At 61.0% G+C, this 25277-nt stretch carries 19 protein-coding genes and 2 tRNA genes; 13 read left to right on the top strand and 8 right to left on the bottom strand.

From position 1 onward, the window contains the following. Positions 1–6 precede the first annotated feature (6 nt). Entirely contained in the window at positions 7–378 is a 372-nt protein-coding gene (locus R5R73_RS13205) for a hypothetical protein (protein ID WP_071233226.1), read from the bottom strand. 81 nt (positions 379–459) lie between these two features. Further along, positions 460–1752 carry a Bug family tripartite tricarboxylate transporter substrate binding protein gene (locus R5R73_RS13200; RefSeq protein WP_322527752.1) on the bottom strand — a complete coding sequence of 431 codons (1293 nt, stop codon included), beginning with the start codon at positions 1750–1752 and terminating at the stop codon, positions 460–462. Between the two features lie 350 nt (positions 1753–2102). Between R5R73_RS13200 and R5R73_RS13195 the strand changes: the two genes are divergently transcribed. Next, positions 2103–3296 (top strand): MFS transporter, encoded by a 1194-nt coding sequence (locus R5R73_RS13195; protein WP_071233225.1) that lies wholly within the window; start codon positions 2103–2105, stop codon positions 3294–3296. Between the two features lie 176 nt (positions 3297–3472). On the opposite strand, the gene R5R73_RS13190 is transcribed toward R5R73_RS13195, so the two are convergent. After that, on the bottom strand, positions 3473–4081 hold the full coding sequence (locus tag R5R73_RS13190) for a helix-turn-helix transcriptional regulator (protein WP_322527751.1): 609 nt from the start codon (positions 4079–4081) through the stop codon (positions 3473–3475). Positions 4082–4387: 306 nt separating this feature from the next. On the opposite strand from R5R73_RS13190, the gene gltX reads away from it, so the two are divergent. The 3 genes from gltX (at position 4388) to R5R73_RS13175 (ending at position 6147) form a co-directional block, all read left to right on the top strand. Next, entirely contained in the window at positions 4388–5866 is a 1479-nt protein-coding gene (gene gltX / locus R5R73_RS13185; protein ID WP_071233223.1) for a glutamate--tRNA ligase, read from the top strand. A gap of 101 nt (positions 5867–5967) precedes the next feature. Next, a tRNA-Ala gene (locus R5R73_RS13180) sits at positions 5968–6043 on the top strand. 28 nt (positions 6044–6071) lie between these two features. Further along, positions 6072–6147 (top strand) — tRNA-Glu (locus R5R73_RS13175). 386 nt (positions 6148–6533) lie between these two features. Here the strand turns inward: R5R73_RS13175 and gltA are convergent. Next, complete coding sequence (gene gltA / locus R5R73_RS13170; RefSeq protein ID WP_110634719.1) at positions 6534–7820, bottom strand: citrate synthase; 1287 nt, start codon at positions 7818–7820, stop codon at positions 6534–6536. Between the two features lie 494 nt (positions 7821–8314). Here gltA and sdhC point away from each other — a divergent pair, with 494 nt between their 5' ends. From sdhC to sucD, 9 genes are all read left to right on the top strand, one after another. Further along, positions 8315–8692, top strand: coding sequence for a succinate dehydrogenase, cytochrome b556 subunit (sdhC, locus tag R5R73_RS13165; protein WP_075569934.1), 378 nt, complete (start codon positions 8315–8317; stop codon positions 8690–8692). Beyond that, a complete protein-coding gene (gene sdhD / locus R5R73_RS13160; RefSeq protein WP_303855205.1) occupies positions 8686–9033 on the top strand; it encodes a succinate dehydrogenase, hydrophobic membrane anchor protein in 348 nt (115 codons plus the stop codon). Before sdhC ends, sdhD begins: the two co-directional genes overlap by 7 nt. A 3-nt stretch (positions 9034–9036) precedes the next feature. After that, positions 9037–10809, top strand: a complete 1773-nt coding sequence (gene sdhA, locus R5R73_RS13155) for a succinate dehydrogenase flavoprotein subunit (RefSeq protein ID WP_071233219.1) — start codon at positions 9037–9039, stop codon at positions 10807–10809. 14 nt (positions 10810–10823) lie between these two features. After that, complete coding sequence (locus R5R73_RS13150; protein ID WP_071233218.1) at positions 10824–11534, top strand: succinate dehydrogenase iron-sulfur subunit; 711 nt, start codon at positions 10824–10826, stop codon at positions 11532–11534. Between the two features lie 259 nt (positions 11535–11793). After that, positions 11794–14625 carry a 2-oxoglutarate dehydrogenase E1 component gene (locus R5R73_RS13145; protein WP_276232815.1) on the top strand — a complete coding sequence of 944 codons (2832 nt, stop codon included), beginning with the start codon at positions 11794–11796 and terminating at the stop codon, positions 14623–14625. A gap of 51 nt (positions 14626–14676) precedes the next feature. Continuing rightward, complete coding sequence (gene odhB / locus R5R73_RS13140; RefSeq protein WP_087719533.1) at positions 14677–16257, top strand: 2-oxoglutarate dehydrogenase complex dihydrolipoyllysine-residue succinyltransferase; 1581 nt, start codon at positions 14677–14679, stop codon at positions 16255–16257. 83 nt (positions 16258–16340) lie between these two features. Next, on the top strand, positions 16341–17792 hold the full coding sequence (lpdA, locus tag R5R73_RS13135; protein ID WP_087719534.1) for a dihydrolipoyl dehydrogenase: 1452 nt from the start codon (positions 16341–16343) through the stop codon (positions 17790–17792). Between the two features lie 120 nt (positions 17793–17912). Beyond that, positions 17913–19079 carry an ADP-forming succinate--CoA ligase subunit beta gene (gene sucC, locus R5R73_RS13130; RefSeq protein ID WP_071233214.1) on the top strand — a complete coding sequence of 389 codons (1167 nt, stop codon included), beginning with the start codon at positions 17913–17915 and terminating at the stop codon, positions 19077–19079. Then, entirely contained in the window at positions 19079–19951 is an 873-nt protein-coding gene (sucD, locus tag R5R73_RS13125) for a succinate--CoA ligase subunit alpha (RefSeq protein ID WP_322527750.1), read from the top strand. Before sucC ends, sucD begins: the two co-directional genes overlap by 1 nt. A gap of 155 nt (positions 19952–20106) precedes the next feature. Here the strand turns inward: sucD and R5R73_RS13120 are convergent, their stop codons facing one another. The 4 genes from R5R73_RS13120 to R5R73_RS13105 form a co-directional block, all read right to left on the bottom strand. Beyond that, the gene (locus R5R73_RS13120; RefSeq protein ID WP_087719536.1) at positions 20107–21114 is read right to left on the bottom strand and encodes a lysylphosphatidylglycerol synthase transmembrane domain-containing protein; all 1008 of its coding nucleotides are present in this window, start codon (positions 21112–21114) and stop codon (positions 20107–20109) included. Continuing rightward, positions 21111–21926 (bottom strand): polysaccharide deacetylase family protein, encoded by an 816-nt coding sequence (locus R5R73_RS13115; RefSeq protein WP_322527749.1) that lies wholly within the window; start codon positions 21924–21926, stop codon positions 21111–21113. The genes R5R73_RS13120 and R5R73_RS13115 overlap by 4 nt, the downstream gene beginning before the upstream one ends. Further along, the gene (locus R5R73_RS13110; RefSeq protein WP_071233210.1) at positions 21919–23052 is read right to left on the bottom strand and encodes a glycosyltransferase family 4 protein; all 1134 of its coding nucleotides are present in this window, start codon (positions 23050–23052) and stop codon (positions 21919–21921) included. Before R5R73_RS13110 ends, R5R73_RS13115 begins: the two co-directional genes overlap by 8 nt. Positions 23053–23226: 174 nt before the next feature. Further along, positions 23227–25167: an exoribonuclease II gene (locus tag R5R73_RS13105; protein ID WP_322527748.1), complete on the bottom strand. Its 1941-nt coding sequence runs from the start codon at positions 25165–25167 to the stop codon at positions 23227–23229. Positions 25168–25277 lie beyond the last annotated feature (110 nt).

Raw genomic sequence — 25277 nt, 5'->3', positions numbered from 1 at the left:
GCCGGATCAGGCACGATACTCGCCTCCCTGAAGCGCCTGGTGGGCGGCCAGATGATCGCGCAGCGCCACCAGCTCTTCACGTCCGCTGCGGGAAAACAGCGACCCGCCCTGGGCAGCTTGCCAGGGGCGCCCGTGGGTTTCCATCAGATGCTGGCTTCGCCGGCGCAGGTTTTCCAGATAGGCATCGTGGCGGATCGGATAGCCGATCAGGGTATGCCAGCGTGCTTCGCTGGCACGGTTATCCAGCACCGCATCGAAGAGATCGAGCATATCCTGCGCCTGGGTGCGGTAGCGGGGCGTGCGAGACAGCATCAGCGCCGTCACGGTGGCCACACTGACCAGCAGACAGACGGCGAAAACCACGAGAAAGAGTGACATGGAGACGCTCCCGGTGCGCGACAACCGGCGCAGTTTACCACGCTGGTTGCCGCAGCCTCCAAACGAACGCAGACACGACCGTTAGCGGATCATGCCCAGCTCGCCGCCGATCTCCCGGATGTCGGTAATCTGTTGATCGACGAAGCGGTTCAGCTCGTCGCCCGACTTGTGGAACGGCAGCAGGCCATTCTGGGTCATGATCTGCTTCCATTGGGGAGAGGCGTAAAGATCGTTCAGTGTCTGCTTCCACCACGTGTAGCTCGCTTCGGATGCACCTGCGGGGGTATAGAATCCGCGCCAGTTGGGGGCGACCACATCGATGCCTTGCTCTCTTGCCGTAGGCATATCGCCCAGCTCGCCGGGCAAGCGGTCCTCGGCGAAGACCGCCAGAATGCGAAGATCGCCGCTGTCGACGAAACTCTTGGCTTCACTGAGGTCGCCGGTGAAGGCGTCGATGTGTCCGCCGAGCAACTGGCTGATTGCCACCGAGCCGGAATCGAAGGCCAGATACTTGATGTCGCGAATGGACTTGATACCGGCCTTGCGGGCTGCCATCAGTACCTTGATGTGATCGAAACCACCGGCAACGTCACCGCCGGAGAACGTCACGCTGCCGGCATCTGCCTTGAGATCGTCGAGAAGCTCGGGAAGCGAGTGGTAGGGCGAGTCGGCCGCCACGGCGATCACGCCGTAGTCGGCGCCAAGCGTCGCCACCCAGCGAACCTGATCGGCGTTGCCGTTAGGGTAATTGCCCAGCGCCAGTTGCGTGGTCGTAGCGGTCGACGCTGCCACGATCAGATCGTCATCGCTGGAACGTTTCGCCTGTACATGGCTAAAAGCCACGCCGCCGCTCGCGCCGGGAACGTTGAGCGTCTGCATGGCCGCCGGGATTAGCGAGAGCTCTTGGAGCGCTCTGGCTACCGAGCGACAGGTGAAGTCCCATCCTCCGCCCGGCTGGGCAGGCGCGATACAGTCGACCTTGCCTTGCGGAGCGGCGTGAACGGGAGCAGCGAGCATCACCGCCAGCAGGGGCAGCGTTCGGCACGCAAGCTTGAAGAAATTGGTTGGAGAAGCCGTGATTCTGGAAGCAGAGGGGGTGGGGGAGCGCATGAGTATGAGTCCGTACGGTGTCTTCAGCGAAATATCAATATCGTTATTCAGGTCGCGCTTGTTGTGGGGTTGTGGAGCGACCGCGAGACAGTAACGGATTGGGCAGGCATTCGCTATTGCCCTTTGGCGGGAGCTGGCTGGCGGCGAACGGCGAGACGGTAAAAGACGGGAGAAAAAAGCGAGCTGGGTGCTATCGTACCGACAAAAAATCGCCGCGCATGGCGCGGCGATAACGATCGTTACAGTAAGCTCGAGAAACCGCATAGCAACTGCTGTCGAATCTCTTGCCTAGTGAGAGCACCCACTGACGGAAAAGTTCCTCGGTGGCAGAAATTCAGGTTGAAAACAGAGGCGAGTTCATGATGGCGGCTTTCCAGGGCACGCTTTTGGCTTTTGCAACGAACCCTGCATGTCCGGCTCCCGTTCGACCGAGCGACTCCCGCGCCCGGTAGCTATCTTGTAGATTCACCCGCTCTGAAGAGGGTTTCATGATGTCGCGCCTTGTCGTTCAGTCAGCAGGAAACATCGAAAGATAACGCGTCAGCGGTTTCCAATCCGTGGCGAGGCGTGAATAATCGAGACCTTTTCGTCTTAGACCAAAGTAGGGGTGGTTTGTGGCTGACACATTCGAGACCGGCGCTGCGAAGCCGTCGCGGCGGTTTGCTCTGTTGATAGAGCTGGCGCTGGCCGTAGGTGGCTTTGCCATCGGGGTCGGCGAATTTACCATCATGGGGCTGATGCCCAACGTGGCCGAGGCGTTGCACATTTCGGAGCCGCAGGTCGGCAACGTCATCAGCGCCTATGCGCTGGGGGTGGTCGTTGGCGCGCCCTTGATCGCCGTCATGGGCTCGCATTTCTATCGACGCCATCTCCTGCTGATGCTGATGGCGTTTTTTGCGCTGGGCAACATCGCCAGTGCTCTGGCGCCCAATTATCACACCCTGATGATCTTCCGCTTCATCTCGGGATTGCCGCACGGCGCCTATTTCGGCGTGGCGTCTCTGGTCGCGGCCTCGCTGGTTCCGACGCACAAGCGTGCGCAGGCGGTCAGCCGGGTCATGTCGGGCCTGACGATCGCCATGCTGGTAGGCAATCCCTTCGCCACCTGGTTGAGCCAGATGATGAGTTGGCGCCTTGCCTTCGCGATGGTCGGCGGCATCGCCATTCTCACGGTGGTGCTGGTGTTCATCTATCTGCCGTTGAATCGCCAGGAGAAGCGCAACAGCCCTGCTCAGGAACTGACGGCGCTCAAGCGCTCCCAAGTCTGGCTGACGCTGGGTGTCGGGGCGATCGGCTTCGCCGGCATGTTCTGCGTATTCAGCTATCTGGCACCGGTGCTGATCAACGTGACTCAGGTGTCGCCCTACTGGATACCGGTCGCTCAGGCGGCATTCGGTGCGGGCGCCATCATCGGCAATATCGTCGGCGGGAAGCTCTATGACCGGATGCAGCTCAAGGGCGTCGGCTGGCTGCTGGTCTGGTGCATTGCCATCCTGCTTCTGTTTCCGCTGGCGGCGCAGTCGCTCTGGTCGATACTGCTGATTTGCATAGCCATCGGCACCATGGTCTCACTGTCGCCGGCACTGCAGACACGCCTGATGGATGTGGCGGCAGATGCGCAAACGCTGGCGGCTGCGTCCAACCATGCGGCCTTCAATGTCGCGAATGCCCTGGGGCCATGGCTGGGCGGGGTGGCCATTGGTGCTGGTTTCGGATGGACCGTGACCGGTTATGTCGGCGCGGCTACTGCGGCGGGCGGGCTGGTCGTGTTCTTCTTTGCCTATCGCCAGCAACAGCGCCACGGCTGAACGAAGGCAATTGAACAGGAGTGCCTGATAAGGGCCGGGCCACGCGGTGATTCAGCGATCGCCGCGTGGCCGGATCGGCACTGTCTACATTGCGAATTCCAGACTACAGATTTCAAACTCCGACTTTCAGGCAAGGAATTTCAGGCCTGAATTCCAGGGTACGGCTATCCAGGCTGCTACTGACGACACCAGCGGGCTCTGACATAGCCTACGATGCGAAAGGGGGGGTGGCGGACGCTTTCCACGGTCGCGCCTTGAAGCTGTTCACCGCTGACCCGCATTCTGCCGGAAGCGAGATGTTCCAGATACTGGATCTGCAACAGACCCTCGCGCTCCAGCAGATACAGTCCGTCCTGCTGGAACTTGTCGCAAGGCGCGATGGCGGCGAGGTCTCCTTCGAACAGAAAATCGAAAGACTCGTTCTCTGCTGGCGTTACCAGGTGACAGTCCTGGGTCAGCATCTGCAGCGTGGACATCTCTCCCGGTTCGTCCTCCCGCTGCTCCCAGGGTGCAGCAAGGTTCGCCTGCAGGCTGAGCACGGTCCCGCCTGACGTACGAGAGGCGGCCGCCATTGCGTTTAACGAGTCATCATCGAGCAGCTGTTTGATCGAGCAGCACAGCGCCGAGGTCAGCGCGACCAGGCGCTCATGGCCGATCTGCTTGATCGTGCCTGATTCCCAGTAGGAGATCGTGACGTCGGAGACGCCTACCCGTCTTGCGAGCGCGGCCTTGCTCATGCCGGCCTGAAGGCGTAGCTGTTTGATTCGTGGTCCTAACCCGTCCATCCATGAATCTCGCCTGCGTTATTGATGCAGTGAGGATATCCACTCACCGCCGAAGTATGTTTCGGGTTACGAACTTGTCGCCCGAAACCTTCTGGAAATTCTTATCGTGATTCATGTTTGCGGTCGTCTGCGCGTGCCGGGAGGACGGAAAGCCGGCACCTTGGAATTGCAGTCGATCAGTCCGATAGTAGTCCCTCGTCGGCATTGCCACCATCGAAAAGCGCCGAAGACGACGAGTCGAGCGCTGCAGCCCATCGCCTTGGGGGCGTATAATGTGGCGGCTCGTTCATCAACGGAATGGATTTCATGACGGTACGCACGCGTATTGCGCCTTCGCCCACCGGCGATCCGCACGTCGGCACGGCTTACATCGCTCTCTTCAATCTCTGCTTCGCTCGCCAGCATGGTGGGCAGTTCGTTCTGCGCATCGAGGATACCGACCGCCAGCGTTCTACGCCTGAGTCGGAACAGATGATTCTCGATTCTCTGCGCTGGCTGGGGCTGGACTGGGACGAAGGGCCGGATGTCGGTGGCCCTCACGGCCCCTATCGGCAAAGCGAGCGCGGTGATATCTACGCCGAGCATGCCCAACAGCTGCTGGAGCGCGGACACGCCTTCAAATGCTATCGCACCAGCGAAGAACTCGATGCCTTGCGCGATGAACGCAAGGCAGCGGGGCTCCATCTCGCGCTGAAGCCGCAGGATCTCGCGCTGGATCCGGAGGAACAGCGGCGGCGGGAGGCCGAGGGCTATCCCTATGTCATACGCATGAACGTGCCTTCCGAAGGCGTGTGCGAAGTCGACGACATGCTGCGCGGGCGGATCGAGGTCGACTGGGCTCAGGTAGATGCCCAGATTCTGATGAAATCGGACGGTATGCCGACCTACCATCTCGCCAATGTGGTCGACGATCACCTGATGGGAATCACTCACGTCCTCAGAGGCGAGGAGTGGATCAATTCGGCGCCCAAGCACAAGCTGCTTTACGAATATTTCGGCTGGTCCATGCCGCAGCTGTGTCATATGCCGCTGCTTCGCAATCCCGACAAGTCGAAGCTGTCCAAGCGCAAGAACCCTACCTCGATCAACTACTATCGGCGCATGGGATTCCTGCCGCAGGCCGTGACCAACTATCTGGGCCGGATGGGGTGGTCGATGCCGGACGAGCGCGAGAAATTCAGCCTCGACGACATGATGGCCCATTTCGACATACAGCGGGTCTCGCTGGGGGGGCCGGTATTCGATCTCGACAAGCTGACCTGGCTCAATGGTGTCTACATTCGAGAAGACCTCGATGACGCGGCGCTGTTGAAAGCGTTGCGCGACTGGGCGTTCAACGAGGCGTATATCGGCCAGATCCTTCCGCAGATCCGTCCGCGTATCTCGACGCTGTCGGATGCCATGCCGCTGGCCGGACATTTCTTCGCGGGGCTGCCCGACGTTCGCGAAGCCAGCTTTGCCGATCTCGACCTCGAGCGCGATACCTTGGTGGCGCTGTTGCAGTTCCTGGTCTGGCGACTGGAAACCGTGACGCGCTGGGAAAAGGAGGAGCTGCTGGCCCAGGTCAAGCTTCTGGCCGAGCACTTCGAGTTGAAGATGAAAGCCTTTCTGGCCCCCGTGTTCATCGCGGTAACGGGCAGTGCCCATTCGACATCGGTACTCGATGCGATGGCGATTCTTGGCTCGGACATGACACGGGCCCGTCTCCGGCATGCTATCGAGGTGCTGGGTGGCGTTTCCAAGAAGCAGGCCAAGCGTCTGGAAAAGCAGTATCGGGAGCTATAGCGGGCCAGAATGCCGGCACGGATCGAACCGTTGAGTTTTTCTGGCAATAAAGCGTTGACTTATCAGTGGGATGACTGTATATTTCGCCCCGTTCTTGAGACGGGGCCTTAGCTCAGCTGGGAGAGCGCAACACTGGCAGTGTTGAGGTCAGCGGTTCGATCCCGCTAGGCTCCACCAAGGAACCGGCCGACAGGCTGTTTTCCGCGTCCCATTCGTCTAGTGGTCCAGGACACCGCCCTTTCACGGCGGTAACAGGGGTTCGAACCCCCTATGGGACGCCACTCTATTTCCTTCCTTCCATTTCTTCTTCGATACCGGATTTTCCAGGTATCTGCAGCTGTTGATAACCTCTCCAATTTTGCTGTCGAAGTGCTTGACATCGGCAAACTTTTCCACTGTTTGTTCCTCGCTTGCTGGCACCAATGCTAACTTGCTGAAAATACGTGGATGTAGATTTTTCTCATTGAAATCAGTAAGTTATATTTGATTAAAATTTAGTCAATCTGCTGCCAGGGCGCTTCTGAAGGCGGTTTCGTGACATTATCGAAGGGTTTTGAACAGGGTTATCCACAGGAAGTGTGGAAATCTTTTGTGCCGCTGGGCAGGCACAAAAAAGCCGCCGACAGAAGTCGGCGGCTTGCGTTCCGGCGCTGGATCGGGTCAGGCGTTATTTCTTGGGGTAATCGCGCTTGTCATAGCCGGTATAGAGCTGGCGAGGCCGGCTGATTCGATAGCCGTTGGTGATCATCTCGTTCCAGTGAGAGATCCAGCCGACGGTTCGTGCCATCGCGAAGATGACGGTGAACATGTTGGTCGGAATGCCGATGGCCTTGAGAATGATGCCGGAATAGAAGTCTACGTTGGGGTAGAGCTTGCGCTCGATGAAGTATTCGTCTTCCAGAGCGATCTGCTCCAGGCGCTTGGCGATCTGCAGTTGCGGGTCGTCGCCGATCCCCAGCTCGCCCAGCACCTCGTCGCAGGTCTCCTTCATCACTTTGGCGCGAGGGTCGAAGTTGCGGTAGACCCGATGACCGAAGCCCATCAGCTTGAACGGATCCTCCTTGTCCTTGGCCTTGTCGATGAAGCGCTGGATGTTTTCTTCGGAGTCGTCGCCGATCTCGTCCAGCATGGCCAGGACCGCCTCGTTGGCGCCGCCGTGCGCCGGCCCCCAGAGTGCAGCGATGCCGGCACTGATGCAGGCGAAAGGATTGGCGCCGGTGGAGCCTGCCAGGCGTACGGTGGAGGTCGAAGCGTTCTGCTCGTGATCGGCGTGCAGCATGAAGATACGATCCATCGCCTTGGCGATGACCGGATTGACCTCGTAGTTCTCGCACGGATTGCCGAACATCATGTACAGGAAGTTTTCCGAGTAATTGAGGTCATTACGCGGGTACATGAATGGCTGGCCGATATTGTACTTGTGGCACATCGCCGCCAGGGTCGGCATCTTGGCTATCAGGCGAATGGCACTGACGTGGCGCTGATCGGCCTGCGTGATGTCGAGATTATCGTGATAGAAAGCTGCCAACCCGCCGACGACGCCACAGAGGACGGCCATCGGATGCGCATCACGCCGGAAGCCCTTGTAGAAGTTGACGATCTGCTCGTGAACCATGGTATGGCGGGCAATCGTGCTTCTGAACGTCTCGTACTCTTCGGGAGAGGGCAGCTCGCCGAACATCAGCAGATAGCAGAGCTCTACATAGTTGGAGCTTTCGGCCAGCTGTTCGATGGGGTAGCCACGATGGAGCAGCGTGCCGGCGGCACCATCGATGTAAGTGATGCCGGATTCGCACGAGGCAGTAGCAACGAAGCCAGGGTCGTAGGTAAACAGGCCTTCTGCGGTCAGGCCGCGGACATCGATGACGTCGGGGCCAATGGTACCGGGGTATACCGGTAGCTCAATGGCATTGTCGACACCATCGACCGATAATTTCGCTTTTCTGTCAGCCATCATGGCCTCCTTTATCGTGACATAAGCCTTTGTCTTTACTGCCGTGCGGGCGAAAAATAGTTCGCCCACTATAGATTTCCGCGGGGGATTGTCAATTCGCCTGGGCCTCCCTGGTGCCGTGGCTTCGGCGCTGTTGCCGAGTTGCAAGGTGGCGGAGGGGGCGGGCTTGTGCGAAGGGAGCTCGTTGTTCTGCCAATCTAGCCACTATCATACCAATTGAGTGGGGCAGGCTGACAGTAACGAAAGAATTTGAGCCAAATGTCGACAACCCGAAGGCCGTGCTGGCGCGGTTCTGACGCATTTCTTCCGTCTTTGGATGCCGGAGCGATTTGTCATACGGTTGCCCAAACCCTATAATCTGCTACCGCACGATATGGCATCGTCAGCCGGTTTGGGCCGCATCGGAACTGCTTCCGCGACCGTGATCCTGCTTCTAAAAACCACCGCCCCTGAACGGGCACAACCCGTCAGGGTTAAGAGAGTGTTTAAGAGCCGTGAATAGCAAACGTCCAGTAAACCTCGACCTATCCACCATCCATTTTCCACTTCCCGCACTCACCTCCATCGCACATCGCATTACCGGCGTCATCTTGTTCGTCGGGCTGATCTTCGGCTTCTGGGCACTGGATGCTTCGCTGTCCTCTCCCGAGGGGTTCGAATCAGTACGCGACGCGCTGGCGAATAACGTGTTGGCGAAACTGATCGCCTGGGGCCTGCTGTCGGCACTCGGCTTTCACTTCGTGGCGGGAATCAAGCACCTGCTCATGGACACCGGTTACGGTGTCGATCTTGAAGGTGGCAATCGCAAGGCGCAAATCACGGTCGTGATCAGTGCTGTCCTGGTGGTTCTGGCGGGAGTCTGGGTATGGTAACCAATATTACGAATCTCGGTCGCAGCGGGCTGTCGGACTGGCTCATTCAGCGCGTGTCCGCCATCGTTCTGGCGCTTTATACGCTGTTCGTCGTGGCCTACCTGCTGTTCCATCCCAATCTGGACTACGCCACCTGGAGTGGCCTGTTCGCCCAGACCTGGATGCGTATCTTTTCCTTGCTGGCCTTCATTTCCATGGCCGCTCACGCTTGGGTCGGTCTGTGGACGGTTTCCACCGACTATCTCAAACACACCGGTGTTCGCTTCGGCTTCCAGGCCATCGTGATTCTCGCCATCTTCGTTTTTCTGGTGTGGGGCGTTCAAGTCCTCTGGGGAGCCTGATTCATGTCTACCATGCGTAACCTGACATTCGACGCCATCATCATCGGTGGTGGCGGTTCCGGCCTGCGAGCGGCGCTCGAGCTGGCCAAATCCGGCAAGAAGACTGCCGTGCTGTCCAAGGTCTTTCCGACCCGTTCGCACACGGTGTCCGCACAGGGCGGTATTACCTGTGCCATTGCCTCGGCCGATCCCAACGACGATTGGCGCTGGCACATGTACGACACCGTCAAGGGTGGCGACTACATCGCAGACCAGGACGCCGCGGAGTACCTGTGTTCCGAGGGCCCCAAGGCGGTCTTCGAACTCGAGCACATGGGGCTGCCGTTTTCACGCTTCGACAATGGCCGTATCTACCAGCGTCCTTTCGGTGGTCAGTCCAAGGACTTCGGCAAGGGTGGCCAGGCAGCGCGTACCTGCGCGGCTGCAGACCGTACCGGCCATGCGCTGCTGCACACGTTGTATCAGAACAATCTGAAAAACAACACCGTCTTCCTGGACGAGTGGTATGCCATCGATCTGGTGAAGAACGCCAACGGCGACGTGGTCGGTTGTATTGCGCTGTGCATCGAAACCGGCGAAGTCGTGCACGTCAAATCCAAGGCGACGGTTCTGGCGACCGGCGGGGCGGGGCGTATCTTCGCCTCCACCACCAACGCGCTGATCAACACCGGCGATGGCATCGGCATGGCACTGCGCGCTGGCTTCCCGATGCAGGACATGGAAATGTGGCAGTTCCACCCCACCGGTATCTACGGTGCGGGGACGTTGGTCACGGAAGGTTGCCGCGGTGAAGGTGGTTACCTGATCAACAAGGACGGCGAGCGCTTCATGGAGCGTTACGCGCCCAATGCCAAGGATCTCGCCGGACGTGACGTCGTGGCGCGCTCCATGGTCATGGAAGTGCTGGAAGGCCGTGGTTGCGGCGAGAATGGCGATCACGTCATGCTGAAGCTCGACCACCTGGGCGAAGAGGTGTTGATGAAGCGCCTGCCGGGGATCGTCGAGCTCTCCAAGACCTTCGCGCACGTGGATCCGGTCAAGGAGCCGATTCCGGTCACGCCGACCTGCCACTACATGATGGGAGGTATTCCCACCAACGTGCATGGGCAGGCCATCATGCAGGATGGCAATGGCAACGATCAGATCATCAATGGTCTGTTTGCCTGCGGTGAAGCTGCTTGCGTCTCGGTTCACGGCGCCAATCGCCTGGGCGGTAACTCGCTGCTCGATCTGGTGGTGTTCGGTCGTGCCGCCGGCATCTACATCGACAAGGCGCTCAGCGAAGGCATCGAGTATCTCGAGGCTTCCGCATCGGATGTCGAGCGTGCCACGAGCCGCCTGGCGCGCTGGAACGAGTCCAGTGGCGGCGAGTCGGTTTCCGAGCTCAAGGCCGAGCTGCAGAACACGATGCAGAACGCATTCGGTGTCTTCCGCCAGGAAGACAACATGCAGGAAGGCGTCAAGAAACTGGCGGAGCTGCGCGAGCGTATCGGGCAGGCGCATCTGGGCGACAAGTCCGACGTCTTCAACACGGCGCGTGTCGAGGCGCTCGAGCTAGACAATCTACTGGAAGTGGCCGAAGCCACCGCCATCGCTGCGCTGGAACGCAAGGAGAGCCGTGGGGCTCACTCTCGCTACGATTATCCGGATCGCGATGACGTCAACTGGCTCAAGCACTCGCTCTTCAATCCGGGCGAGAAGACCGTGACCAAGCGTGAAGTCAACTTCACGCCCAAGACGGTCGACACCTTCGAGCCGAAAGTCCGTACCTATTAAGAGGGTTGTCACCGATGTCCAGTCTTCAGGTTTCCGTTTATCGCTACAACCCTGAGACCGACTCCGCACCGTACATGCAGGAGTTCCAGATCGATACCCAGGGCCGCGATCTGATGGTTCTCAACATCCTGACCATGATCAAGGATCAGGATAGCTCGATGGCGTTTCGTCGCAGCTGCCGCGAGGGCGTTTGCGGCTCTGACGGGATGAACATGAACGGCACCAACGGCCTGGCGTGCATCACGCCGCTGTCGTCCGTGGTCAAGGACAACAAGCTGGTGCTGCGGCCGCTGCCTGGCCTGCCTGTCATGCGTGACCTGGTGGTCGACATGGGGCTGTTCTACAAGCAGTACGAGCGTATGCAGCCGTATCTGCAGAACGATACGGCAGCGCCGGCGATCGAGCGTCTGCAGTCCCCGGAAGAGCGTGACAAGCTGGACGGTCTGTACGAGTGCATTCTGTGTGCCTGCTGCTCGACCTCCTGCCCGTCGTTCTGGTGGAACCCGGACAAGTTCGTCGGCCCGGCCGGTCTCTTGCAGGCCTACCGTTTCCTGGCGGACTCTCGCGACAACGCGACGCAGGCCCGCCTGGCCGAACTGGAAGATCCGTTCAGCCTGTTCCGGTGTCGCGGCATCATGAACTGTGTCGCGGTTTGTCCCAAGGGGCTGAATCCGACTCGGGCGATCGGAAAAATCCGTGAAATGCTGCTGTCCAACGCGACTTGATGGTCAGGGGCGGCATCTACGACTTAAATCGTAGCGCTTGGCTTGTTATCATGTTGCCACGCTATTGGCTGCGACGCGTTGTCGCAGCCGATTTAGCTCAAGATATTGGCCGGTGCCTCGCGCACCGGCTTTTAACGATCATGACGACGCCTTGAATTGGCATGGTCGTTGGCCGTCTCGCGACGGTTCCGGAGTGACGCCGAGGCGCGCAGCTGCGACCGGCGCCGACAACACCCCATCAGTGTAGGGTGAACGAGAGATGCAAGAAGGCATAATGGAGTTGATGTGGCGCACTTCCCATATGAGCGGCGGCAACGCCCACTATGTGGAAGCGCTCTACGAGCAGTATCTGAATGACCCCGCGACTGTCCCCGATGAATGGCGCCAAGCGTTTGATCAGTTGCCGCGCCTGGAAGGCACTCCCTCCCAAGACGTTCCTCTCAGCCCCATTCGGGAACAGTTCTACCAGCTGGCGCGCGAGCGTCGTCCCACCGTATCGGCCGCCACCGGCAGCAGCGAAAACCGTAAGCAGGTCAAGGTTCTTCAACTGATCAATGCCTATCGGTTCCGTGGCCATCAGCGTGCCAATATCGATCCGCTCGGTTTGCGCAAGCCCGATACGGTCCCCGACCTCGATTTCTCTTTCCATGACCTGACCCAGGCCGACATGAACACCGAGTTCCAGACCGGTTCGTTCTTCCTGGGCAAGGAAGAGGCGCCGCTCAAGGAGATCGTCGAGGCGCTGGAGCAGACCTACTGCCGCTCGATCGGCTGTGAGTTCATGCACATCGTCAACACCGAAGAGAAGCGTTGGCTGCAGCAGCGCTTCGAGTCGGTGCGTTCCAAGCCGAAGTACAGCCAGAGCGAACGGGAGCATCTGCTCGAGCGCCTGACCGCCGCCGAAGGGCTGGAAAGCTATCTTGCTTCCAAGTATCCCGGCACCAAGCGTTTCGGCCTGGAGGGTGGCGAATCCTTCATTCCGATGATGGACGAGGTAATCCAGCGCAGCGGCAACTACGGCGTCAAGGAAGTGGTGATCGGCATGGCCCACCGCGGCCGTCTCAACCTGCTGGTCAATATCCTTGGCAAGAGCCCGTCGGAACTGATCGACGAGTTCGACGGCAAGAAGCAGATCGAGCAAGGGTCGGGCGACGTCAAATATCACCAGGGCTTCAGCTCCAACGTGATGACGCCCGGAGGCGAGGTCCACCTGGCGCTGGCGTTCAACCCGTCGCATCTGGAAATCGTTTCGCCGGTGGTGGAAGGGTCCGTTCGCGCTCGTCAGGATCGCCGCCAGGACGTCGAAGGCAAGCAGGTCTTGCCGGTCGTGGTGCATGGCGATGCCGCCTTCGCCGGTCAGGGCGTGGTGATGGAAACCTTCCAGATGTCGCAGACCCGCGGTTACAAGACCGGCGGCACGCTGCACATCGTGATCAACAATCAGGTCGGTTTCACGACGTCTCGCGCCGATGACGCGCGTTCCACCGAGTATTGCACCGATATCGCCAAGATGGTTCAGGCGCCGATCTTCCACGTCAATGGTGACGATCCGGAAGCGGTGTTGCATGCGACCCGGGTCGCCGTCGACTATCGCAAGGAGTTCCAGCGCGATGTCGTCATCGATCTGGTCTGCTACCGTCGCCGGGGACACAACGAGGCCGACGAACCTTCCGGTACGCAGCCGCTGATGTACGCCAAGATCAAGTCGCACAAGTCGACGCGTACCCTGTACGTGGAGCAGCTGATCAAGGAAGGCGTGCTGACCGAGGATCAGGCCAAGCAGATGGGCGAGCAGTATCGCGACGACCTGATGGCCGGCAATCACGTTGCCAATGCCCTGGTCAAGCAGCCCAATACGGGCTTGTTCGTCGACTGGACGCCGTATCTCGGCCACGAGTGGAGCGGCGACACCGATACCAGCTGTGATCTCGAACATCTGACGCAACTGGCGCAGAAGATGAGCGAGATTCCCAACGGGATCGACGTGCAGCGGCAGGTGGCGCGAGTCTATGAAGAGCGGCGCAAGATGCTGGCCGGCAACCAGCCGCTCAACTGGGGCTTTGCCGAAACGCTGGCTTACGCCACCCTGGTCGATGCCGGTCATCCGGTCCGCCTGACCGGGCAGGATACCGGCCGCGGGACGTTCTCCCACCGTCATGCCGTGGTGCATAACCAGGCCGACGCCTCGACTTATGTTCCGCTTCAGCACATCAAGGACGATCAGCCCTCGTTTGCCATCTATGACTCCTTCCTTTCGGAAGAGGCCGTGCTGGCGTTCGAATACGGCTATGCGACGACTGCGCCCAACTCGTTGATCATCTGGGAAGCCCAGTTCGGTGACTTCTTCAACGGTGCGCAGGTCGTGGTCGACCAGTTCATCTCCTCGGGCGAGTCGAAATGGGCGCGTCTGTGCGGACTGACGCTGCTGTTGCCGCATGGATACGAAGGCCAGGGCCCTGAGCATTCCTCGGCGCGTCTGGAGCGTTTCCTGCAGCTGTGCGCCGAGCACAACATGCAGGTCTGCGTACCGACCACGCCGGCCCAGATCTTCCACTTGCTGCGCCGCCAGGTCATCCGTCCGCTGCGCAAGCCGCTGGTGGTGTTGTCGCCGAAGAGCCTGCTGCGCCACAAGGACGCGACTTCGACCATGGAAGAGCTGGCCGAAGGCCGTTTCCAGATGGTCATCCCCGACGTTGGCGAACGGGATCCCCAGCAGGTCAAGCGAGCCGTCCTCTGCTCGGGCAAGGTCTACTACGACCTGGCGACCTATCGTTCTGAAAACGAGCGTGACGACACGGCAATCATCCGTGTCGAGCAGCTCTACCCGTTCCCCAAGGACGAGCTGTTGGAAGCGCTCAAGACCTATCCGAATTTGGAGCAGGTCGTCTGGTGTCAGGAAGAGCCGCTCAACCAGGGCGCCTGGTATCAGAGCCAGCATCATCTGCGCCTGGTGGCGAGCATGGTGCGCGAAGGGTTGGATCACAGCCTCAAGTTTGCTGGTCGTCCGGCATCCGCCGCGCCAGCCGCAGGCTATATGTCTGTCCACGTGGCACAACAGAGCCAACTGGTCGACGACGCTTTCAACGCGTAAGGCGCCTTGCCGCTGAGACAGGCGCGAGAGAAAAGAGACTAAGGATACGACATGGCTACTGATATCAAAGCGCCGAGTTTTCCCGAATCCGTTGCCGAGGGAACGGTCGCCACATGGCACAAGAAAGTGGGCGATAGCGTCGAGCGCGATGAGTTGATCGTCGAGATCGAAACCGACAAGGTCGTCCTCGAAGTGGTGGCGCCCGAGGCCGGCACGCTCTCCGAGATCAAGATCGAAGAAGGCGATACCTGCGAGTCCGAGCAGGTGCTGGGCGTCCTCGGTGCTGCCTCCGAAGGTAGCAAGAGCGAGGCCAAGAGCGAAGAAAAATCAGGCGGTGAGCAGAAGTCGGGCGGTGAAGAGAAAGCGGCTGCCAAGCCCGCTGCCGCCGGCAAGAGCTTTGAGGTCAAAGCGCCGAGCTTCCCGGAATCCGTACAGGAAGGCACCGTCGCCAGCTGGAACAAGAAGGTCGGCGAAGCGGTCAAGCGTGACGAAGTGCTGGCCGAAATCGAGACCGACAAGGTCGTGCTGGAAGTGGTCGCTCCGGCTGACGGCGCGCTTTCCGAAATCAAGGTTCAGGAAGGCGAAGTCGTCGAGTCCGAGGCTCTGCTGGCGACCTTCTCCGAAGGCGCAGGCGGCGAAGGCTCTGGTGGCGACAGCGGCGCTTCCGCCGAATCCGCTGGCGACCAGGATCAGGCGTCCGCTGCCGATGGTGAAGAAGATACCAAGGTTGGCGACAAGATTCTGGCACCGGCGGCACGCAAACTCGCCGCGGAAAACGATCTCGACGTGAGCAGGATCGAGGGCACCGGCAAAGGCGGTCGCGTTCTGAAGGAAGACGTCCAGAAGGCGATCAAGGACGGTTCGGCGAAGAAATCCGCCAAGCCGGCCGCTGCAGCACCCAAGGCCGCTGCCGCTCCGGCGGTCGAGGGCGAGCGTCCCGAACAGCGCGTACCGATGAGCCGCCTGCGTCAGACCATCGCCAAGCGCCTGGTGCAGGCTCAGCAGACCGCCGCCATGCTGACCACCTACAACGAGGTGGACATGAGTGCGGTCATGGCGCTGCGCAGCCAGTACAAGGACACCTTCCTCAAGGCGCACGACGTCAAGCTCGGTTTCATGGGCTTCTTCGTCAAGGCGGCGACCGAAGCGCTCAAGCGCTTCCCGGACGTCAACGCCTCCATCGACGGTACCGACATCGTCTACCACGGTTATCAGGATATCGGCGTCGCCGTTTCCACGCCGCGTGGCCTGGTCGTGCCGGTGCTGCGTGATACCGACAGCATGAAGCTGGCCGACGTCGAGAAGGCGATCGGCGACTTCGGCAAGCGGGGTCGTGAAGGCAAGCTCGGCATCGAGGACATGCAGGGCGGTACCTTCACCATCACCAACGGCGGTATCTTCGGCTCGCTGATGTCCACCCCGATCCTGAATCCGCCGCAGACCGCGATCCTGGGTATGCACAAGATCCAGGAGCGTCCGATGGCGGTGAATGGCAAGGTCGAGATTCGCCCGATGATGTACCTCGCCGTTTCCTACGATCACCGCATGATCGATGGCAAGGATGCGGTCCAGTTCCTGGTGGCGATCAAGTCGCTGCTGGAAGATCCGGCGCGCCTGCTGCTGGACATCTGAGCGTATTCGATCTCTAAACACCGGACTTTCGATTCGCCGGGTTCGCCCGGCGAATGGCAAACGAAGCGAACAGGAAATATCTCATGGCCGATAAATTCGATGTGATCGTCATTGGCGCGGGCCCTGGAGGCTACGTCGCCGCGATCCACGCCGCTCAGCTGGGTCTCAAGACGGCCTGCGTCGAGAAGTGGGTCAACAAGGAAGGCAAGACGGTCCACGGTGGTACCTGTTTGAACGTGGGTTGTATCCCCTCCAAGGCGTTGCTGGAGACCTCGCACAAGTTCGTCGAGACTCGCGACCATTACGCCGAGATCGGCATCAACGTCGGTGACATTTCCACCGACGTGAAGAAGATGCTGGAGTTCAAGAACAGCGTCATCGCCAAGAATACCGGCGGTATCAGCATGCTGTTCAAATCGAACGGCGTCACCGCGCTGGAAGGCACCGGCAAGCTGCTCGACGGGAAGAAGGTCGAAGTGACCGGCCACGACGGCAAGACCGAAACCTACGAGGCCGAGAATGTCATCATCGCCTCCGGTTCGGTGCCGGTGAACATTCCGCCGGCACCGATGACCGACGATGTCATCGTCGACTCAGCCGGTGCGCTGGAGTTCACCGAAGCACCCAAGCGTCTGGGTGTCATCGGCGCCGGTGTCATCGGCCTCGAACTGGGCAGCGTGTGGAATCGCCTGGGTAGTGAAGTCACCGTGCTCGAAGCGCTGGATACGTTCCTGCCGATGGTCGATCAGGCGATCGCCAAGGATGCCCAGAAGCTGTTCAAGAAGCAGGGTCTGGACATCAAGATGGGCGCGCGGGTGACCGGCTCCGAGATCAAGGGCAAGGGCAAGTCCCGCGAAGTCGTGGTCAAGTACACCGACAGCGAAGGCGAGCAGGAGCAGACCTTCGACAAGCTGATCGTCTGTGTCGGGCGCAAGCCTTACACCGAAAATCTGCTCGATGACGCTGCCGGTATCAAGCTCGACGAGCGTGGCTTCATCTTCGTCGATGACCAGTGCCGTACCAACGTCTCCGGCGTCTACGCCATCGGTGACGTGGTCCGTGGTCCGATGCTGGCCCACAAGGCGTCCGAAGAGGGCGTCATGGTGGCGGACATCATCGCCGGGCAGAAGCCGGAGATGAATTACGATGCCATCCCCAGCGTCATCTACACTGCCCCGGAAGTGGCATGGGTGGGTATCAACGAGCAGCAGGCCAAGGAGCAGGGTATCGAGGTCAAGACCGGTGCCTTCCCGTTCTCGGCCAGTGGTCGCGCGCTCGCCAACAACGCGCCGGAAGGCATGGTCAAGGTAATCGCCGATGCCGAAACCGACCGCGTTCTCGGTGTCCATATTCTGGGTCAGCACGCCGGCGAGTTGATCGCCCAGGGCGTGATCGCCATGGAATTCGGCTCCAGTGCCGAAGATCTGGCGCTGACCTGCTTCGCGCACCCGACCCTGTCGGAAGCCGTGCACGAGGCGGCGCTGGCCGTCGATGGACACGCCATTCACATGGCCAACCGCAAGAAGCGCAAGTAAGTCTTTCCTTTCGCGTTTCCTGCACTAGGTGCCATTCCCTGTCGGAATGGCACGGGGGCAACGAGCCGATGTCTCGGCTCGTTGCCATTCGAGTCACATGCAACCTAATGGCATGAATCGATGAACCTTCACGAGTATCAGGGCAAACAGCTGTTTGCCGATTACGGTCTTCCAGTGTCCAAGGGTTTCGCCGTCGACACGCCGGATGAAGCCGCACAGGCCTGCAAGAAAATCGGTGGCGACAAGTGGGTCGTCAAGGCACAGGTTCACGCGGGCGGCCGCGGCAAGGCTGGTGGCGTCAAGCTGGTCGATAGCCCGGAAGCCGCCAAGGCGTTCGCCGAGCAGTGGCTGGGCAAGAATCTGGTGACCTATCAGACCGACGAGAAAGGTCAGCCGGTTGCCAAGATCCTGGTCGAGAACTGCACCGATATCGCCAGCGAGCTGTATCTGGGCGCCGTCGTCGATCGCGCCACGCGTCGTGTCGTCTTCATGGCCTCCACCGAAGGCGGTGTCGAGATCGAGAAAGTCGCCGAGGAAACCCCCGAGAAGATCCTCAAGGCCGAAATCGATCCGCTGGTCGGCGCACAGCCGTATCAGGCGCGTGAACTGGCTTTCCAGCTGGGCCTGAACAAGGACCAGATCAAGCAGTTCACCAAGATCTTCCTGGGTCTCTCCAAGCTGTTCCACGACAAGGATCTGGCGCTGCTGGAGATCAACCCGCTGGTGATCACCGACGAAGGCAACCTCCACTGCCTCGACGCCAAGATCAACCTCGACGCCAACGCCCTGTATCGTCACCCCGACCTGCAGGCGATGCGTGATCCGTCGCAGGAAGACGAGCGCGAAGCGCATGCCCAGGAGTGGGAGCTCAACTACGTTGCGCTCGACGGTAACATCGGCTGCATGGTCAACGGCGCTGGCCTGGCCATGGGCACCATGGATATCGTCAACCTCAACGGCGGCAGCCCGGCCAACTTCCTCGACGTTGGCGGCGGCGCGACCAAGGAGCGTGTGGCGGAAGCGTTCAAGATCATCCTCTCCGATACCAACGTCAAGGCCGTTCTGGTCAACATCTTCGGCGGTATCGTGCGTTGCGACATGATCGCGGAAGGTATCATCGGTGCCGTCGAGCAGGTTGGCGTCAACGTGCCGGTAGTGGTGCGCCTGGAAGGTAACAACGCCGAGCTGGGTGCCGAGAAACTGGCTTCCAGCGGACTCAACATCATCGCTGCTACCAGCCTGACTGACGCGGCTCAGCAGGTCGTCAAAGCGGCGGAGGGCAAGTAATGAGTATCTTGATCGACAAGAACACCAAGGTCATCTGCCAGGGCTTCACTGGCGGCCAGGGGACCTTCCACTCCGAGCAGGCGATTGCCTACGGCACCAACATGGTGGGTGGCGTCACGCCGGGCAAGGGCGGCCAGGAGCATCTGGGCCTGCCGGTGTTCAACACCGTCAAGGAAGCGGTCGAGAAGACCGGTGCGGAAGCCTCCGTCATCTATGTGCCGGCTCCGTTCTGCAAGGATTCGATCCTCGAAGCCGCGAATGCCGGCATCAAGCTGATCGTCTGCATCACCGAAGGCATCCCGACGCTCGACATGCTGGACGTCAAGGTCAAGTGCGACGAGCTGGGCGTTCGCCTGATCGGCCCGAACTGCCCGGGCGTGATCACGCCGGGCGAGTGCAAGATCGGCATCATGCCGGGTCATATCCACAAGCCGGGCCGCGTCGGTATCGTGTCGCGTTCGGGCACGCTGACCTATGAAGCGGTCAAGCAGACCACCGATCACGGCTTCGGCCAGTCCACCTGCGTGGGCATCGGCGGCGACCCGATCCCGGGCTCCAACTTCATCGACATCCTCGAGATGTTCGAGAAGGATCCGCAGACCGAAGCGATCGTCATGATCGGCGAGATCGGCGGCACCGCCGAAGAAGAAGCCGCGGCCTACATCAAGGCCAACGTCTCCAAGCCGGTAGTTTCCTACATTGCGGGCGTTACCGCGCCTCCGGGCAAGCGCATGGGTCACGCCGGTGCGATCATCTCCGGTGGTAAAGGCACTGCGGACGAAAAGTTCGCTGCGCTGGAAGACGCTGGCGTCAAGACCGTACGTTCGCTCGCCGAAATCGGTGATGCACTGAAGGCGGCTACTGGCTGGTAAGCCGTGAGCTGACCGCTCGAGACAATACGTCTCTGTCATCGCCCCGTCAGGCCTGCCTGACGGGGCGATTGCATTTGCGTGCTCCGTGAACTGCGTTATGCGATGTGTCGGTATCAGCGCTTGATGTATCGGTATCAGCGCTTGATATATCGGTATCAGCGCTTATCGGAGGCTTTGCGCTTGTTCATCATCCGCAGGAACGCCTTGCCGGCGGTGGCGATGAATATCGGAAATCCGGCCAGCAGATAGAAATAGTAGGTGACGAAACGCCAGATCAGTACGGCAGCAGCGGCACTCTGCGCGCCGATCAGTGGCGTCAGCAGCGCGGACGATGTCAGCTCGGCGCCGCCCGCGCCACCCGGCAGGAAGCTCAGCTGACCTGCGGCCATCGATACCATCTGGACCAGGAAAGTCCACGCCCAGTCGATATGCTGCCCCAGCCCCTGAACGACCAGATAGAGAATGCTGTAACGGATCAGCCAGTGCGCGCAGCAGAGCAGGAAGACGCCCAGCAGCAGCCAGCGCGGCAGACGCAGGGTTTCCATCAGGGAGTTGCGAAAGTGCAGCAACCGGCGGGCGAAGCCGAAGCGTGAGCGCCGCTTGACGTTGAGCCTGGCCAGCCAGCGACCGGTGACGTGCATGACGCGGGCGTAGTTGTTGAGCGTGAGCCACAGCAGCACCAATGCCGAGACCAGTAGCAAGGTGGGCAGCCCCACCAGCCAGCCGAGCTTGAGATCGACCGCCTCGATCAGTACATAAATGGCGACACCTACCAGGCCGGACAGGAAGAACAGCAGGTCGGTCAGTTGATCGACGGCGAAAATGGCGGAGGCCTGGGCCGGCCGAATGCCTCGTCGGGCCAGCAGGCCGAGCAGAGTCAGTGGCCCTCCGGTACCACCCGGTGTGGCGCAGATCGCAAACTCGGTGGCCATGACGATCGAAAAGGCGCGGGTCTGGGACAGCTTCCCGGCGCGACCCGCCAGCAACAACCTCAGACGTAGGGCGTTGAGATTCCAGCAGACGAAGATCATGCCCAGCATCATCAGCAGTTGCGAGGTAGGAAAGCCCCGCAGTTCGGTGACGATGCCGCGCCCACCGATCAGGATCGGTATCGCCAGCGCCGCCACCAGACCCAGCGCCAGTAGCCACAGGATACGCTTCATGCCGCGGGGCGATCCTTGTTCGCCCGATTGGCGAGATTGCCGGGGGCGAGGTCAGGAGCTTCATGGGCCAGCCAGTCCTGCTTGGTCACCGGCTGTCGTCCCTGTCGGAGCAGGTGTTCGACGAAATGCAGCCAGTAGTCGTACGAAGGGCGATGGCGCATGTCCACCGGATGCAGCGCCAGGCGTAACAGTTGGGCGTGCTGAAAGCGGCGATACTGAATGGCGCTGACCACTCTCGACATGCCGCGCCGCCACGCACTGCGCGCGCTCCATACGATGCTAGGCGCTTCCAGCGCGGAAAAGGCTGGCAGGCGATAGAGCCGTTGCGGGTCGCTGGTATAGGTGAATGGCCGCTCCTGCAGCGCCTCGCGGGTGCCCTGGCTCATCAGCCAGGCCGGGGCCACGAAGCCGCCGTGAGGCCAGCCGCAGGCGTCGAACTGCGCCATGCCTTCATCGAGCAGGGCACCAGCGCGAGCACGATCCAGGGTGTAGAACTCGCCTTCCCAGGTGTAGATCCTGCGCATGTAGAAATCGCGCAGCGAGCGCGGCGCCGGGGCATCGTCCCGATGGAAGTAGCCATGCAACGTCAGCTCGTCGCCCAGTTCCAGACGGGTGTCGAGCACGCGGCGCAGGGTGTCGCTGTCGCGACATTCGCCACGGCCGTGGAAGTTGGGCACGACCAGCCAGGTGATGGGAATGCGCCGGCCCAGGCGTTCGCCCAGACGATCGATCGCCTCGACGAATCCGCGATAGTCCGGCCAGGTCTCGGGGGCGATATCGTGGAGTACCAGCGAAAAATGGCGATCATCCATGCTGGGAACCCTGCTGGGCCTCTCCTGCGCCTTCGGTGGCACTGGTCAGTCGGCGATAGTGGGAAAGCAGACCGTCGATGACGATGTCCCAGTCGTGATTGTTTTCCACGTACCGTCGGGCGCGACGGCCGGCTTGGGCGGCATCGTGATTGGAAAACAGCTCTTTCACGGCGCGGGCCATGTCGGCCGGTGAATGCGGCTCGCTCAATAATCCACAGCCCAGCGGCACGTTCTCGGCCAGCGCCCCCGCACGCGCGGCGACGACGGGAATGCCGCTTGCCATCGCTTCCAGCGCGACCAGGCCGAACGTTTCCTGGGTGCCGGCATGGACCAGTGCATCGCTCGATGCCAGCCAGCTCGCGACCTCCTCGGTCGGGGTGTAACGGTCGATCACGCTGACGTTGTCGGGGACACGGCTAGGCATGCTCGGCCCGACCAGCAGCAAGTGATAGCCCTTGCCGAGCAGGCGTGCGGTTTCCAGCAGGTCGTGAAGGTTCTTCTCGCGAGAGCCGCGACCGACGAAGATCAGCAGTTTCGTACCGTCGTCGAGATCGAGCTGCTGGCGCAGCGCCGGGTTCCGGCGACTGGGATGGAATGTCTCCAGGTCGACGCCCAGCGGCTGGATGGCGACCTGTTCGATGCCGAGACGGGTCAGTCGCTCCGCCATCACGCGGCTTGGCGCGAGCACCTGGTCGAACCGCCGGTAGAGCTGGTAGACATAACGCTCCACCAGCTTGTCGATACCGCTGCCCATGCGATTGCTGATCAACCGCGGCAGGTCGGAATGATAGAACCCGACGACGGGGATATCGAGCTTGCGTCCGGCCCGCACGGCAGCCCAGCCGGTCACGTAGGGATCGCCGGCTTCGATGATGTCCGGTGACAGACGAACGAGCTCGCGCTCCCAGCCGCGACGGCGAAGCGGAAATCGATAACCCTGGCTGAACGGCAACGGCGGTGACGGAACTTCATGAATGCCGTTGTGAGTAAAGAGCTGGGATCCGGGTATCAATAGACTGCAGGTAATGCCCGGTCGCTTGGCAAGGCGCCGATGCTTGGCATCGAGGTAAGTACGAACCCCGCCGCTGGCGGGGGCATAGAACATCGTGACGTCGGCAATGTGCAACGAGCCGCTCCTCTAAAAGGCTTCCCTGTCGAGAACGTTCCTGTCGATAAAGCACATTCCGGAGAATGGCGATGACTACATTGCAGTATATCGGGTTACTGCCACAGGGCGTTCACACCATAGTGGTAGCTTGGCATCGCCATAATATCCAGCGCTGCCAAGCCATTACCACGCTCACTCGGCGGGAGTGGCCACTAGCGAGCGTGTCGCTTCACGGGCTTCGACCAGCTTGACGCGCAGGGTGCCGCCGAGCGCGTAGCGAGGCTCGCCAGCGACCTGGATGCGGCCTTCCTTGTCGTCGATCACGACCTGGTTGCGGTCGCTGTGAATCAACGGTGCCGGCACGAAGGCGGTGGCACCGTTGGCGGTCAGGCGAACCCGCATGCCGCCTCGGCGGATATCGATGATATCGGCATCGAATACATCGCCTTGCTCGATGGCGGTAGCCAGATAGCGCACGTAAAGCCAGTCTTTGACGTCACGTTCGGCCATTCGGTTCAGTCGGCGGCGCTCGGTCAATTGTTCGGTCAACTGCTGGCTGGCTTCCGCCGGGGCTGCCTCGGCCTTCAGTACCCGCTTGATCAGGCGATGATTGACCATGTCGCCGTACTTGCGGATCGGTGATGTCCAGGTGGCGTAGGCGGCGAGCCCCAGGCCAAAATGCGGCCCCGGCCGTGCCGACATGTTGGTATAGCCCTGGAAGCGCCGCAGGCGCGCATCCAGCCAGGCGTCTTCCCGAAGATCCAGCGCCCGGCGCAACTCGCGATAGCGGGGGAGCTCGGCGAGCTGCTCGCGCTCTACCGGGATCTCCTGGGTGGTCAAGAACTCCAGCGCCTGATCGATCTTTTCCGGTTCGAAGGCGTGGTGCACGTTGAAGATGCCGTGTCCCACTTCCTTGGCCAGCAGATCGGCGCAGCAGGCATTGGCGACGATCATCGCCTCTTCGATCATGCGCTGGGCAATGCGACGCTCCTCGACGCGGATGCCCAGCACGTTGCCGGCATCGTCGAGGTCGAACACGTAGTCGGGACGGTCCTTGAACACCAGCGTGTTGGCTTCGCGCCAGGCGGCACGAGCGCGCGAGAGCTCGGCCAGTGCCTTGAGCTGCTCGGCGATCGGGGCTGCCGGCGCCTCGGCGCCTGCCTTTTCTTCCAGCCAGTCGGAAACGTTGTCGTAGACCAGGCGAGCCTGGGAACGAATCGTCGCGGCGAAGAAGCGGTACTCGCCCAGGGTGCCATCGCGACCGACCTGCAGTCGGCAGGCCAGCACCGGCCGCTCGACGTCCGGCTTCAGCGAGCACAGGTCGTCGGCCAGCGCTTCCGGCAGCATGGTGATGTTCTGGCCCGGCAGGTAGACCGTGAAGGCGCGCGTGCGCGCTTCCTTGTCCGCGGCGTGAGATTCGTCCACGTAGGCCGTCGGATCGGCGATCGCGACCGTCAGCGCCCAGCCGTCGTCGGTGGTTTCGATGCGCAGCGCATCGTCCATGTCGCGCGTCTTCTCGCCGTCGATGGTGAAGAACGGCTCGGCGGTGAGGTCTTCGCGCGTCAGTCCTTCGTCTTTCAGCGGCCAGGCGTCGGCAGCCGGCGGGCACTCCTGCTCCAGGGCATGACGTGCCAGAGTGACGCGCCACGGCACGGCCGGGTCTTCGCTCTTGACCACCAGCTCGTCGATCTGGGTGAAGAAGGCGCGATCGTCCGGGCGCAGCGGATGACGGATCAGGCGCGCCACGACCCAGTCGCCATCGGCGATGTCGGACTCTTCCAGCGAACGCTTGAGACGGGCCTTGAGCGACAGATTGATCGAGGGGTGGTCCGGCACCACGGCCAGGCGGCCGTCGCGCTTCTGCACCCGTGCGACGAAGCGATCCAGCGATGCCTCGAGCAGCGTCTCGGGGTCGGCCTGCTTCTTGTCGCCGTTCTCCTTGATGATCGCTTCGATGCGATCGCCGTGGAGAACCTGCTTCATGGCGGGTGGCGGGATGAAATAGGAGGTGCCGTCTTCGGCTTCGAGGAAACCGAAGCCTTTGTCTGTCGCCTTGATGGTGCCCTGAACGCGCGGCGTGTTGGCGCGAATATCTTGCTTCAGCTGGGCCAGAAGAGAGTTGTTCTGCAGCATCGGATCGGATCGGTCGGTGGACGAGAGCGACACTATACGGATTCCGCGTGGGGCACGCCAATCATGCGGTGGTCGACGGCTGCTCGTGGCGGGCCGTATGGCAGGCGGTG

Source organism: Salinicola sp. LHM (assembly GCF_034479735.1).
GTDB lineage: Bacteria > Pseudomonadota > Gammaproteobacteria > Pseudomonadales > Halomonadaceae > Salinicola > Salinicola salarius.
This window is presented reverse-complemented; position numbering and strand designations above follow the sequence as displayed.

Excerpts from the sequence above, each read along its gene's own strand:
- R5R73_RS13205 (WP_071233226.1), bottom strand. The coding sequence starts at position 378 with ATGTCACTCTTTCTCGTGGTTTTCGCCGTCTGTCTGCTGGTCAGTGTG.
- R5R73_RS13200 (WP_322527752.1), bottom strand. The coding sequence starts at position 1,752 with ATGCGGTTTCTCGAGCTTACTGTAACGATCGTTATCGCCGCGCCATGC.
- R5R73_RS13190 (WP_322527751.1), bottom strand. The coding sequence starts at position 4,081 with ATGGACGGGTTAGGACCACGAATCAAACAGCTACGCCTTCAGGCCGGC.
- gltX (WP_071233223.1), top strand. The coding sequence starts at position 4,388 with ATGACGGTACGCACGCGTATTGCGCCTTCGCCCACCGGCGATCCGCAC.
- gltA (WP_110634719.1), bottom strand. The coding sequence starts at position 7,820 with ATGGCTGACAGAAAAGCGAAATTATCGGTCGATGGTGTCGACAATGCC.
- sdhD (WP_303855205.1), top strand. The coding sequence starts at position 8,686 with ATGGTAACCAATATTACGAATCTCGGTCGCAGCGGGCTGTCGGACTGG.
- sdhA (WP_071233219.1), top strand. The coding sequence starts at position 9,037 with ATGTCTACCATGCGTAACCTGACATTCGACGCCATCATCATCGGTGGT.
- R5R73_RS13150 (WP_071233218.1), top strand. The coding sequence starts at position 10,824 with ATGTCCAGTCTTCAGGTTTCCGTTTATCGCTACAACCCTGAGACCGAC.
- R5R73_RS13145 (WP_276232815.1), top strand. The coding sequence starts at position 11,794 with ATGCAAGAAGGCATAATGGAGTTGATGTGGCGCACTTCCCATATGAGC.
- odhB (WP_087719533.1), top strand. The coding sequence starts at position 14,677 with ATGGCTACTGATATCAAAGCGCCGAGTTTTCCCGAATCCGTTGCCGAG.
- lpdA (WP_087719534.1), top strand. The coding sequence starts at position 16,341 with ATGGCCGATAAATTCGATGTGATCGTCATTGGCGCGGGCCCTGGAGGC.
- sucC (WP_071233214.1), top strand. The coding sequence starts at position 17,913 with ATGAACCTTCACGAGTATCAGGGCAAACAGCTGTTTGCCGATTACGGT.
- sucD (WP_322527750.1), top strand. The coding sequence starts at position 19,079 with ATGAGTATCTTGATCGACAAGAACACCAAGGTCATCTGCCAGGGCTTC.
- R5R73_RS13120 (WP_087719536.1), bottom strand. The coding sequence starts at position 21,114 with ATGAAGCGTATCCTGTGGCTACTGGCGCTGGGTCTGGTGGCGGCGCTG.
- R5R73_RS13115 (WP_322527749.1), bottom strand. The coding sequence starts at position 21,926 with ATGGATGATCGCCATTTTTCGCTGGTACTCCACGATATCGCCCCCGAG.
- R5R73_RS13105 (WP_322527748.1), bottom strand. The coding sequence starts at position 25,167 with ATGCTGCAGAACAACTCTCTTCTGGCCCAGCTGAAGCAAGATATTCGC.